The 12380-nt window shown below is 44.8% G+C and carries 11 protein-coding genes; 10 read left to right on the top strand and 1 reads right to left on the bottom strand.

The annotated features are described in order from the left end of the window. The first annotated feature begins 179 nt into the window (after positions 1-179). The 9 genes from ACFQ3J_RS07275 to thiD all read left to right on the top strand — a co-directional run bounded on the left by ACFQ3J_RS07275 (position 180) and on the right by thiD (position 10048). Entirely contained in the window at positions 180-1382 is a 1203-nt protein-coding gene (locus tag ACFQ3J_RS07275) for an aminotransferase-like domain-containing protein (protein ID WP_091156394.1), read from the top strand. Between the two features lie 490 nt (positions 1383-1872). Beyond that, positions 1873-2457, top strand: coding sequence for a hypothetical protein (locus ACFQ3J_RS07270; RefSeq protein ID WP_251584003.1), 585 nt, complete (start codon positions 1873-1875; stop codon positions 2455-2457). A 213-nt stretch (positions 2458-2670) separates the two neighbouring features. After that, entirely contained in the window at positions 2671-3783 is a 1113-nt protein-coding gene (locus ACFQ3J_RS07265) for a Gfo/Idh/MocA family protein (RefSeq protein WP_251584004.1), read from the top strand. A gap of 68 nt (positions 3784-3851) precedes the next feature. After that, positions 3852-4607 carry a sugar phosphate isomerase/epimerase family protein gene (locus ACFQ3J_RS07260; protein ID WP_091156399.1) on the top strand — a complete coding sequence of 252 codons (756 nt, stop codon included), beginning with the start codon at positions 3852-3854 and terminating at the stop codon, positions 4605-4607. Positions 4608-4625: 18 nt separating this feature from the next. Then, positions 4626-5540, top strand: a complete 915-nt coding sequence (locus ACFQ3J_RS07255) for an AraC family transcriptional regulator (RefSeq protein ID WP_244533177.1) — start codon at positions 4626-4628, stop codon at positions 5538-5540. A gap of 92 nt (positions 5541-5632) precedes the next feature. Beyond that, a complete protein-coding gene (locus ACFQ3J_RS07250; protein ID WP_251584005.1) occupies positions 5633-6688 on the top strand; it encodes an oxidoreductase in 1056 nt (351 codons plus the stop codon). 34 nt (positions 6689-6722) lie between these two features. Then, positions 6723-7544 (top strand): sugar phosphate isomerase/epimerase family protein, encoded by an 822-nt coding sequence (locus tag ACFQ3J_RS07245; protein ID WP_170862393.1) that lies wholly within the window; start codon positions 6723-6725, stop codon positions 7542-7544. Then, positions 7534-8913 carry an MATE family efflux transporter gene (locus ACFQ3J_RS07240; RefSeq protein WP_251584007.1) on the top strand — a complete coding sequence of 460 codons (1380 nt, stop codon included), beginning with the start codon at positions 7534-7536 and terminating at the stop codon, positions 8911-8913. The genes ACFQ3J_RS07245 and ACFQ3J_RS07240 overlap by 11 nt, the downstream gene beginning before the upstream one ends. 319 nt (positions 8914-9232) lie before the next feature. Then, positions 9233-10048, top strand: coding sequence for a bifunctional hydroxymethylpyrimidine kinase/phosphomethylpyrimidine kinase (gene thiD / locus ACFQ3J_RS07235; RefSeq protein WP_251584009.1), 816 nt, complete (start codon positions 9233-9235; stop codon positions 10046-10048). 313 nt (positions 10049-10361) lie between these two features. Here the strand turns inward: thiD and glsA are convergent, their stop codons facing one another. After that, positions 10362-11303 (bottom strand): glutaminase A, encoded by a 942-nt coding sequence (gene glsA, locus ACFQ3J_RS07230; protein WP_251584011.1) that lies wholly within the window; start codon positions 11301-11303, stop codon positions 10362-10364. A 265-nt stretch (positions 11304-11568) separates the two neighbouring features. Between glsA and ACFQ3J_RS07225 the strand changes: the two genes are divergently transcribed. Next, on the top strand, positions 11569-12357 hold the full coding sequence (locus ACFQ3J_RS07225; RefSeq protein ID WP_285850284.1) for an RnfABCDGE type electron transport complex subunit D: 789 nt from the start codon (positions 11569-11571) through the stop codon (positions 12355-12357). The last annotated feature ends 23 nt before the right edge of the window (positions 12358-12380 follow it).

Below are 12380 nucleotides of genomic sequence, written 5' to 3'. Positions count from 1 at the left end.
AGTACCGCAGTTTTTTTTGTATAATGAGCAACGCAGAGTGTGGATGATAACAACGGATTGATCCTAATCTTGTTGTTAAAGATACATAAGGAGTGAACGTATTTATAGATATTATAGGATTAATATTTTTTACATTCGGCATTTGCGTGTTATTATAATAGTCAAAGGAGTGTAAATGAATGGACGATAAATATTCAACTAGAGCCGGTTTTGTTAAACCGTCGGAGACAAGAGAAATTTTAAAAGTAACGGAAAAACCTGAGGTCATTTCCTTTGCAGGAGGACTTCCTGCACCTGAGCTATTCCCTGTAGATGCGATCAGAGCAGCTGCTGATGCCGTATTGACGGAGATGGGACAAGCATCGCTTCAATACAGTACGACTGAAGGATATATTCCATTACGTACAGCCATTTGTGATCGAATGAGCGCGATTGGAATTCATTCGAAGGTGGAGCAGGTTCTCGTTACATCTGGCTCACAGCAGGCGATTGACCTGACAGGCAAGCTGTTTATTAACGAAGGTGATACTGTCATTTGTGAAAGCCCTACATATCTGGCTGCCATTAATGCATTCAAGGTATATGACGCTAAGTTCGTAGAAGTCGCTATGGATGATGATGGGATGATCATGGAGGAACTAGAGAAGACACTTCAAGCACATCCTGAAGCCAAATTCATCTATACTATTCCTGATTTCCAGAACCCGACTGGTCGGACCTTGAAGCTCGATAGAAGAAAGCGAATGGTTGAGCTGGCGAATAAATATAATGTTCTGATTGTTGAAGATAATCCATATGGGGCTGTTCGATTTGCTGGCGAATCTCTTCCACCGGTCAAGCACTTTGACACAGAGGGCAGAGTTATCTATCTCAGTACCTTCTCCAAGATATTTGCACCAGGGCTTCGTCTTGGCTGGGTTTGCGCAAGTGAAGAGATCATTGATAAGTACGTGGCGCTCAAGCAATCCGCTGATCTGCATACAGACAGCTTCGCTCAGATGCTTACCGCGAAATATATGGAGCAGAATGACATTAATGCTCATGTAGAGAAGATCAAAGCCGTATACAAAGAAAGATGCGAGACCATGCTGTCTTGTATCAAGGAGTATTTCCCTGCAAACATCAAGCACAGTGTACCCGAAGGCGGTCTATTTATATGGGTAGAGCTTCCTGAAACCGTTGATTCCAGCGTACTGTTTGTTGAATGTCTGAATAACAATGTTGCATTCGTACCTGGAGCGCCGTTCTTCCCGAACGGTGCGGTTAAGAATACACTGCGTCTCAACTATTCCAATATGCCAAATGAGCGGATTGTAGAAGGCATGAAACGAATTGGTGCAGTGCTCCACCGCGAATTAAACGATGTTACTGTTCCGAATTAAACAACTGAATTAAACCTGCAGTATTCTTAAGAGGCATCTTGGTCAATCCAAGGTGTCTCTTTGTTGTCACTGAATGAAGCTTACACCAGTTTAACTTCCAAGCAGTCTTAAATTTATTAATATCCGACTCCATAGATCAGCAGTTCCCTGTTTAAGGAAGGCTGATTATTTCTATCCAAATTATTACTTTCTGCTTTTTACAAGCGCAGTTACGTCCATTATCAATTCAAGAGGTAGAGAAGATCATCCCTTGTATAATGCAATGCGGGCTTCGTTGAATATACACTGATGCCACGGCAGATAGTCGGCTCTCGAACGTAATGTCTGGACTGAGTATTGAATTAAATAGGAACTCCTATACAGCTACTGCTTACCGCAGGGCTGTATTTCTTTTTCACCTGTGATATGCCATAAGATGCCCAATCATGTACTAAACTGCGTCATACACTGATCCTATAATCCATTCTATATACATGTAGGAGGCTTCTATATGGCAATTAAGCAAACGAAGCTTAAGAAAATAGCTTATATTCCGGTGTCCCAAGTTCAATATAGTGCGAAGGTGATGCTCCCGTTCTATCGTGCGATTGCAGAGCATCGGAAATATGCTTCAGCATGGAGCCGAGCGGTGATCGCTGCAGACTTGGATAAGATGGGAGAGCTGCTCGGACTGGCTTCGAAGAAGGCCAGAGGGCTGCCACTCGGTTCCAACGGCATCGGATATTTTATTTCATTCCCTAAGAAAAATTCAATCACCGAGCTGACCAATGGGACAACAATTATACCAGGGTCTGTGCAATTTTATTTTAATACGAGAGTGCATCGTGAGATCGCAAGGGCGGTCATTCCATTGTATACTCAGATCGCTTGCAACCGTCCATTCACAGCAGCCTTATCGAGAGCGGTAGGAGCAGATGATGTGAAATCTGTTAACAAAATGGTTCGATCTCTCGTGAAATCGAAAGCCTTGATTCGTGTTGAAGCCGGAATTGAAGAAGGAGGCATAGCTCTCAATTTCAAACCTGGCTGCGGCAAATACATTTATCGTAACCTGTTGTTCCTGGAATCACTGTAATCCAACACGGAATCACATCAAATAAATCCAGTTTATTTGCGTTACAGTCCATTGAGCTCCTGGCCGTAATGCGTAATAATAATTACACAAGAGAATCAATTTCATATTATCTTTAGCTGCTTAAATCAAGGGTATATAGCTTCAAATTTACATATTTAATAATTTATGAAATTGATTCAAGAACTCTAATAATGTGAAAAGGATGATGTGATCGTGCGTAGAATCAAAGTAGGCGTGATAGGCACGGGTGTAATCAGTGCAATATATCTGAAGAATTTAACCGGCATGTTTGATAGCATTGTTGAGGTCAAAGCGGTGTCGGACTTGGTACCGGAGCTTGCTCAAAAAAGAGCCGAGGAATACGGCATTCCTCATGTTTATACTGTAGATGAGCTCCTGGCAGATCCAGAGATTGAAATCGTTCTCAATTTGACAGCACCGAGTGCACATGCTGCACTCAATTTACAGGCATTGCATGCAGGTAAGCATGTGTACACCGAGAAGCCATTTGCACTAAACCGGGAGGATGCCGATCAAGTACTGAATCTTGCTAAGGAAAAAAACTTGCTTGTTGGCTGTGCGCCTGATACCTTCCTTGGTGCAGGGATTCAGACTTGTATCAAATTAATCAATGACGGATGGATTGGAACCCCTTATTCTGCAAGCGCAACCATTATCATGGGGAACTCGACAAGCGGTACGCATCCCAATTTCCGCAACTTCTTGAAGCTGGGTGGAGACCCCATTATGGATATGGGGCCATACTATTTGACCGCTCTAATCGCTCTGCTCGGACCAGTGAACCGTGTAACCGGATCTGCGCGTCAATTACATAAGGAAGTGATTATTCAAAATCCTAAATCTCCAGCCTTTGGTCAGTCTGTTCCAATCGAAGCTCCGACCAATGTATCGGCTGTGCTTGATTTTGACAGCGGAGCGGTGGCGAGCTTCACTGCGGCTAAGGAAGCATTTGGCTACTCTCCTCGAATGGAGGTCTATGGAACGGAAGGTATACTGTACGTCCCAGACCCGAACTTCTTTGGAGGCACAATTTCCATTCAGTTTGCGAACGGCCAGACGAAGGAAATTCCACATTCTCACCCTTTTGCGGAAGAAGGACGTGGGATGGGTGTTGCCGATATGGCCTATGCAATCCAGTCTGGACGGAAAAATCGCGCCAGCGGACAGCTCGCTCGGCATGTGCTTGATATCTCACTGGGAATCTTCGAAGCTTCGGAGCAAGGAAAGCATATGAAGCTGGAATCGTCCACAGAAAGACCGGCTCCTATACCGATGGGTCTGAAATATAACACCTTGGATATGTAGTCTTTGTATGTATCGAGATTGACAAAACACTTGAATATAAATGAAGCTTAGAGAGGATGTAGGTAAGCATGAATACGTTTCCAATTGCGGTACAGCCCTATACCGTTCGTGAACAGCTCAGCAAAGATTATGTGGGAACTCTAACCCAAATTGCGGAAATTGGCTATCAGGGAATTGAATTAGGTCGTCCGCCTGAAGGCATGTCCGTATCAGAACAGAAATCACTTCTGGATCATCTCGGTCTCAAGGTCATTGGCAGTCACGCTGGTTTTGATACATTTGATTTTGATCCGGATTATATTGCCGATTATTTGGAAGAAGTAGGTGGTAATAAATTTGTAGGTTTATCTCTTCGCTTTTCTTCCAAGGATGAGGTGCTTCATAAGTCCGCAAAGCTGAATGAAGTTGGGGAGAAGTTTAAGCAAAGAGGAGTTCAGCTGTTGTATCATAATCATGACTGGGAATTCGACAAGTTTGATGGAGAACTCGCTCTGGATATTCTCTTGCGGGAAACAGATCCTGAGCTTGTGAAGCTTGAGCTGGATACCTACTGGGCGAAGCGGGGCGGCGTAGACCCGGTTCAATATTTAAGCAAATTGAACAATCGCTGTCCGCTGCTGCACATTAAAGATATGGAAGCTGGTGAAGAGCAGTTTTTTGCCGAGATTGGAGAAGGCATTCTCGATTTCCATGCCATTGCAGATACAGCCAGGCAGGTTGGAACACAGTGGCTTGTCGTTGAACAGGATCAGAGTCGCAGAGATCCAATGGAAAGCCTTAGGATCAGCTTCCGGAACCTGCAGAAGCTGGGGATTAAAGCGTAAAAGAAAAGGATGAGTCGTATGTCTAACCGGGAACAACACACACATCAGGTCCAATTGCCGCGTATTCATATTGTCGGCGATATCGTCAAGAAGCCCGGTACCGCTCTCGGTCCAAGACGAATAGATGATTATGAGCTGCTGTTCTTCCCGGACAGCACACATAGTGTTTATCGGGTAGAGGATCGCGCTTACGTGCTGAAGGAGCCGGGCTTTGTTCTTACCAGACCAGGTGAGCTTCACTCCTATGAATATGATCCGAACCAGCCGGCGAGGCACTTATTCATTCATTTTGGATTCGCCGATTCGTCTGAAATTGAACAGATCCTGCCTCTCTTTGCTCCTGGAGGTCCGAGCTGTGTTCCACTAAGTGAAGAGCTGCATATTGGATTAATGAAGCAAATTATGAATATCGCTTATGCATATCCTGGCAAACTTCAGACTCGTGGCAGCTCCTTGCTATGGTCTCTTCTTATGGAGATAGACGGACACCACTTTGACGAACCGATGATGAAGCTTGCGAATCGGGTTCCACGTCAGATCGTCAAGGCACTGGATTATATAGATCAGCATTTGGATGAGCCCATCTCGATTGAACAGCTATCACATCAGGTCGGCTGGTCGCATGAACATTTTACTAGATCATTTGTACAATTTATTGGTCGTTCTCCAAGAGAAACCATTATTCACAGACGCATTGATCGAGCGTGTCAGCTTCTTCTGTATGAAGCAGGGAGTATCAAGGAGGTTGCTTTTGCAGTAGGGTTCACGGATGAGAATTATTTTAGCCGCCTATTTAAATCGGTTAAAGGACTCACAGCCAGTCAATACCGCAAGGAATATTTCAATCCGGTCTATCGAGATCTCGTACCTGTCAAAGTATCAGAATCGCAGTATCCGATTAATCGAATTCTATATAACATTGGTTCACATTAGGGTATAGACAAACTATACCAATTTGATCCATATATACTCTTGATTATAGCAACTAAGGGTATTATAAAATTGATTCAAGCAGGTGATTAGCTATGAATACAAAAGTCCGAGTTGGAATTATTGGGTATGGCTTTGCAGCCAAAACCTTTCACGCTCCAGTTATAGCTTCTGTTAAAGGTCTTGAGCTAGCAGCGATTGTTCAGCGAAGCGGCAATTCCTGCCTGAACGATTATCCTTCGATCAAGGCTATGAAGCAGGTCGATGAGCTCTATCGTGATCCTGATATAGATCTGGTTGTCATTACGACACCGAGCACGAATCATTATACCTTTGCCAAGGATGCACTTGCTGCCGGCAAGCATGTTGTCGTTGAGAAGCCCTTCACTACAACGACCGAGGAAGCAGATGAACTGATATCCATCGCGAAGGAAAAAGGACTTGTGCTCAGCGTATTCCATAACCGCAGATGGGATGGAGATTATCTAACGCTGCAAGAAGTAGTTCGGCGGAAGCTGGTCGGTCCTATAACCGAAGCAGAATTGATATGGGACCGATACAGCCCGCTCGCGCATCCAGGAAGATGGAGAGATGCGGGAGGAGAAGGCTCGGGCACGTTCTATGACCTCGGTGTCCATCTGATTGATCAGGCACTGACTTTGTTTGGATTGCCAAGCAGTATTCAAGCCGATTTGAAGGTGCAGCGAGAAGAGGCTCAGGCCTTCGACTATTTTGATGTTACTCTTCATTATGACAGCGGACTGTCGGTGAGATTGAAGTCAACCTTGCTCTCGGTGGATCCAGCACCGAGATATCGCTTGTACGGCAAGAACGGATCTTTTGTCAAATATGGTGAAGATCCACAAGAGGATGCGCTCAAAGCAGGCGGAGTACCGGGTACACCGCATTGGGGAGAAGAACCGGCAGAGAAGTGGGGAACTTTAAACACCACGGTTGATAAGCTTCAATTCACTGGACGGATCAAGACGATTCCTGGCAGCTACGATTCTTATTATCGCAACGTATATGAAGCCATAGCAGGTGTGAGTGATCTTGCGGTTAGGGCTGAGCAGGCACGAATGGCTATACGTGTCATCGAACTCGGGATGCAAAGTCATGCCGGGCAGAGGAAAATACCGTTTACACCTTAACCATAATACATACGGAAAGAAGGAGATTTTGTTGTTGCCTTTTAAACTATGCTTGAATACATCCACGCTCCTGCCGTATCGGCTGGGTGTAAAGGAACAGATTCGGATCGCAGCTGAAGCCGGTTACCAAGGGATTGAGCTGTGGGTTAAAGATATTGATGCCTATCTTGAATCAGGTGGGAATTTATCCGAACTTCGGGGCTATATTGATGAGAACGGTCTAGAGTTTGCGAATGCCATTGCCTTCTGGAGCTGGGCGGATACGAATCCAGATGAGCGGAGGCGCGGATTCGAACTCGCGGAAAAAGAACTGCATATCCTTGCAGAGCTCGGCTGTACTGCAGCAGCTGCGCCCCCTTTTGGCAATGTGAGTAATGTGTCTCTTAATGATTTTGCCACTTCTTTTGCAACACTTGCAGAGCTTGCACGGGGAATCGGTGTCGAGCCTTATCTGGAGTTCTGGGGTAAGTCCCAGCGACTCAATTGTGTTAGAGATGCCCAGTATGTAGTGAAAGGGAGTGGAGTCCATGAAGCTAAAATCTTATTGGATCCGTTCCATATGTATACAGGAGGCAGTGAAATAAGTGATCTTACAGACTGGTCCGGCGAACAGATTGGCATTGTTCATGTGAACGACTATCCTGGAGAACCTTCAAAGGAACAGATCCAGGATGCAGACCGTGTGTTCCCAGGTGACGGGATTGCTCCATCCCGAGAGCTTGCAGCTCTGTTAAGCAAGGCCGGTTACAAGGGGTACTTGTCGCTAGAGCTATTTAAGACAGAATATGGAGCATTAACAGCTCTTGAAACAGCTAAGCTGGGGATTGAGAAAATAAAGAGAGCATATGAAGTCTAACGAGAATAGCGTCCTGCCTGCAGGCGGGCTCACTCTGTTTGCCATTACCTGGCCGATCTTTATCGAATCGGCTCTGCAGATGCTGCTCCGTACATCAGATACCTTCATGCTGAGCAGAGTATCTGATGATGCAGTAGCAGCCGTTGGAGTGGCGAATCAGATCATCATGTTTGCTGTGCTGATGTTTAATTTTGTAGCACTCGGCTCCGCTGTAGTTATCTCGCAGTACTTGGGAGCTGGCAAAAAGTCAGAGATCGGCAGACTCGCAGGATCTTCGCTTGCGCTCAATTTTCTATTTGGAATTATCGTCAGCCTCGCTGTTATTGCGTTCAGTGGTCCGTTACTCCGGTTGTTTAATCTGGATCCGGTCTTGTTCGAGCAAGCACAATACTATTTAATGATTGCTGGAGCAGGACTGGTTATACAGGCCCTTCTGAGTGCAGCGACAGCGATGATACAGTCCCATGGATTAACCCGCCAAACCATGGTTGTAACGATCTTCATGAATGTTCTTAATATATGCGGTAATTATCTGGTTATCTTTGGACCATTTGGCTTTCCCAAGCTGGGAATTGTCGGAGTAGCAATAAGCACTATAATCGCTCAATGTGCCGGTCTTATCATTAATTTAATCCTGCTGAGGAGAACGGCGGAAGTTCGTATACAGTGGAGTGATCTGTTGCAATGGCGCAGAGATCATATTGAGAAGGTGCTGCGTGTGGGAGTCCCATCTTCTGCAGTATCGTTGTCTTATTCTACCAATCAATTTGTGACCACAGCCTTTATTTCATTGCTTGGTGCAAGTGCGCTGACAACGAAGATTTACACACAAAATATTATGTTTTTTGTGATGATTCTGGCCGTTTCGCTGGGCAGAGGATGTCAGATCATCGTGGGTCAGCTCGTTGGAGCAGGAAAGTATGAAGCCACTTATAGCACTGTACTTCGTAATTTGATCCGAAGTCAGTTCATCACCTTAGGCGCAGTATTTATCCTCGTCTTATTTCGCGAACCGCTGATCCAGCTGTTCACAGCAGATCCAGATATTATTACGATGGGAGCTTCGCTGTTACTGCTTAGTTATCTGTTGGAGCCTGGCCGTAATTTCAATGTTATATTGGAGCGAGCTCTGCAGGCAACAGGAGATGCCAAAGCAGCCATGCTGGTGTCGATTCTAGTCACCTGGTGTTTCAGTGTCCCACTAACCTATATATTAGGTATCCATTTGGGTTATGGATTATATGGGATTTGGGCTGCGTTTATCGCGGATGAATGGTTGAGAGGCATTCTGCTGTTTATTCGCTGGAAGAGCAAGGCTTGGCAGCAAAAAGCATTGGTTCATACCAATCGCAATGGTGAAGCATTGTAAATCGCATCAACAGGAAGGAAGAGGAGTAGTTCGCTCCTCTTCTTTTTTAATTGGTAAGGTGACCTGTAAATAACCATTCCTCGTCCAACTAGACAATATCCATGTAAATCACTGAGTTGCCTTTGCATAAACGTCACTGATTCTTCCATAATTTCAATCTCATCAATATTCCTCCTATTGCTAAATCATAATGTATATAACAAATTGAAGGGATGAAGAAGAGGCAAATTTCATATTCTCAACTTTTAAACTCGTTTGACAAGCCATAGAATTCGCAGTAGGATGATTCCAACTGTATATTGTAAAGGAGAACACCATCATGACTATTCCAAAAACATTAACAATTGCTGGCTCAGATACAAGCGGAGGAGCCGGCATTCAAGCGGATCTCAAAACTTTCCAGGAGCTCGGCGTATACGGCATGACGGTTCTCACGACCGTTGTGGCTATGAAGCCTGATACGTGGGATCACCTTGTCTATCCTGTTGACCTTAGCATCGTTGAGGCACAGCTTCGTACCGTGCTTGACGGTATCGGTTTTGACGCCATGAAGACAGGCATGCTGGGTTCAGTGGAAATTATCGAACTCGTCGCTTCTGAATTGAAGCGTTCCCATCATAAAGGAATCGTTATCGACCCCGTAATGGTGTGCAAAGGTACTGACGAAGTACTTCAACCGGAAAATACGGAGGCTATGCTGAAGTATCTTATTCCTGGAGCAGATCTTGTAACACCAAACTTATTTGAAGCATCCCAGCTCGCAAAGACAGGTCCGATCCGTTCTCGTGAACAGATGCAGCAGGCTGCTGCCATTATTCATGAGCATGGGGCAAAGAATGTCCTCATCAAAGACCGGGGTGTCATTGAGCCTGGACGAGCAGTAGATCTGTTATACGATGGCAAGACCTTTGAATGGCAGGAAGCCGATGTCGTACAAACAAACTATACTCATGGTGCGGGATGTACAACTTCTGCGGCGGTTACGGCTGGTATTGCCAAAGGCTTGTCTGTAAAAGATGCGGTTCGTGAAGGGAAGTCCTTCATTACCAAAGCAATTGCAGGTGGTTTTCCGCTGAATCGTTTTGTAGGCCCTACACTGCACGCGGCTCACAGACTTAACAAAACGGTTAAATAACATAACATGATTCGTGGTAATTCATACGAAGAGGATAGGCGAAGAAGTTCGGCATAGCAGAAGTTTGATGTTCGCGGACTTTGTTATGACTGGAAAAGAGCAAATATCAATATGAAGCAAACTGAAATAAGCATTGTAAGTGTTTATTGGGTATGTCCATTTGATTAAAATCTATTGATATGCTAAAGCTAGAAAAACAAATGTGAATTAAACAAAGAGAAGCAATATCATCGTTAACGCTGTCCGATGTATTGCTTCTCTTATTGTCGTGATCATATCCCACAAGCTGCAAGATTTAGAATTCTCTTTCCGTCTAGAACATGCTCCAGTTCATCTGCTTCGATACCGTCTCAAGCAAATGAACACCCGCTTGGCTGTTCCCCTTATCGTTCAGTGAAGGACCAATAACGCCTATACCGTATGATCCGGGAACAAGTGACAAGATCCCTCCGGATACACCGCTTTTGGCAGGCAAACCGACATCAATCGCAAATTCACCGGACGCATTGTACATTCCACACGTAGTCATAAATGTCTTCGCAATCTGCACGTACCTCTTGGGAAGCAGCCTGTTCCCCGTAAGGGGATCCACGCCATCAAAGGCGAGGATCAATCCCATTCGCGCCAAGTCTGCACACTGAACGAGGATGGAGCAATGCTTGAAGTAAATGTCTAGTACCTCATCCACGTCTCCAATTAGCACTTGATTACCCTTCAGAAAGTATGCAATCGATCGATTTAGATCGCCGCTTTCCAACTCGGAATTGAACACATCGATGTCATATGAAAGTTCCTTTTGTGACGTAAGAATATGGAATAGATCTAATATCCTCTGCGATTTCTCCTCCATGCTCCTGCCATGAATCAAGGAAGTAATGGTGATGGCACCTGCATTGATAAACGGATTGAAGGGAATTCCCGGACGCACAAGCTCAAGCTTAAGCATGGAATTGAAATTATCTCCCGTTGGCTCCATGCCAACTCGTTTGAACACTTCTTCCTCGCCGTTGTCCATCAGTGCGAGAATGAGTGTAAACACCTTTGAGATGCTCTGCAGGGTAAACACCTGGGAACAATCTCCTGCAGATATGAGCTCTCCGTCAGGTGCAATGATGGTTATGCCAAGTGCATCGTGTGGAGCTTTGGAGAGCTCGGGAATATAAGAGGCAACCTTCCCGCTCGCAGAGCAGGGGATGCTGGCTTCCACCCAGCTCGGCAATGACTGCCGCAGGGTGTCTAATTGTTTATTGGACATTCGATTTCACTCCTTTATGCTGCTATCCATTACTTTTTTCTCTATAAGGAAATATCTAGATTTCTTAGTATTCCAGTTTACCTTATTTGGAGTTCAGTGGGAACATACGATAGGTGGGGCAATATTCTTTTGAATGAATTTAGTATTGCCAGCCCTTGAAATTAACAATCTTACAATAGATACTCAGCAATATTATCAGAGGAATTGAACCGACCCAGAAGCTATTCTTATAAGCAATCTTATATGGCAAAGGGGCGGTAATGGAATGAAAATATTAAATGACCCTCGGTATTTCATACTTCTGTTTTTATTGAGTTTTACTATGGCAGGTCAGTTGTTATTGGGCTTTTTTCAAGATTGGACCGATGTTCTGGCTTCGGTTGTAACGGCCGTTGTGCTGGAGTTAATAATTGTAGGCTTTAGATACAAGACATGGAAATTCCCGCTCAGTGCATTAATTACGGGGTTAGGCATAGGACTTCTGTTAAGTTCCCATTTGACATGGCCATATATTCTCACTTCTGTACTTGCTATTGGGATTAAGCATGCTCTACGAATAGATCGGAATCATATATTTAATCCCAATAATGTGGCCATGGTCATTATGCTGTTTTTCCTTCCTCAATATGCTGTCAGCACACCGAAGCAATGGACGAACGGATGGGAGATCATGTTTATCATCCTGTTTTTTGGCTTCCTGGCCGCATACAAAGCAGGGCGTATGGATACCGTTCTTGCATTTGCATCAGGGTATGCTCTGTTTGCTGGGGTTAGACACTGGGGTCTCGGAGAGCCTTTCTATTACGCGTTTGGTCCAATGCTTGGAGCAGCATTTCAGTTATTTACCTTTTTCATGATCACTGATCCCAAGACAACTCCGTCTGGCAGGAACCAGCGGATATGGTTTGGCTTCGCCATTGCCCTGAGTGATGCCATTCTGAGAGTCGCTGAGGTGAATCACTCATTGTTCTACGCTTCTTTTCTAGTTACCTTACTTATAGGTCTCCCTCTTCGAATCTGGAAGGTGATGAATAATAGTAGACAAGCAGAATAAACCGAATACTTCCACAGATCCCA

Origin of the sequence: Paenibacillus provencensis, assembly GCF_042678545.1 — a bacterium.
Taxonomy (GTDB): Bacteria; Bacillota; Bacilli; order Paenibacillales; family Paenibacillaceae; genus Paenibacillus; species Paenibacillus provencensis.
The sequence above is the reverse complement of the archived record's forward strand: the minus strand, read 5'-3'. Positions and strand labels throughout refer to the sequence as shown.

What these genes read in the sequence shown, in the direction of transcription:
- ACFQ3J_RS07275 (WP_091156394.1), top strand. Translation starts at nt 180, where the DNA reads ATGGACGATAAATATTCAACTAGAGCCGGTTTTGTTAAACCGTCGGAG.
- ACFQ3J_RS07270 (WP_251584003.1), top strand. Translation starts at nt 1,873, where the DNA reads ATGGCAATTAAGCAAACGAAGCTTAAGAAAATAGCTTATATTCCGGTG.
- ACFQ3J_RS07260 (WP_091156399.1), top strand. Translation starts at nt 3,852, where the DNA reads ATGAATACGTTTCCAATTGCGGTACAGCCCTATACCGTTCGTGAACAG.
- ACFQ3J_RS07255 (WP_244533177.1), top strand. Translation starts at nt 4,626, where the DNA reads ATGTCTAACCGGGAACAACACACACATCAGGTCCAATTGCCGCGTATT.
- ACFQ3J_RS07250 (WP_251584005.1), top strand. Translation starts at nt 5,633, where the DNA reads ATGAATACAAAAGTCCGAGTTGGAATTATTGGGTATGGCTTTGCAGCC.
- ACFQ3J_RS07240 (WP_251584007.1), top strand. Translation starts at nt 7,534, where the DNA reads ATGAAGTCTAACGAGAATAGCGTCCTGCCTGCAGGCGGGCTCACTCTG.
- thiD (WP_251584009.1), top strand. Translation starts at nt 9,233, where the DNA reads ATGACTATTCCAAAAACATTAACAATTGCTGGCTCAGATACAAGCGGA.
- glsA (WP_251584011.1), bottom strand. Translation starts at nt 11,303, where the DNA reads ATGTCCAATAAACAATTAGACACCCTGCGGCAGTCATTGCCGAGCTGG.
- ACFQ3J_RS07225 (WP_285850284.1), top strand. Translation starts at nt 11,569, where the DNA reads ATGAAAATATTAAATGACCCTCGGTATTTCATACTTCTGTTTTTATTG.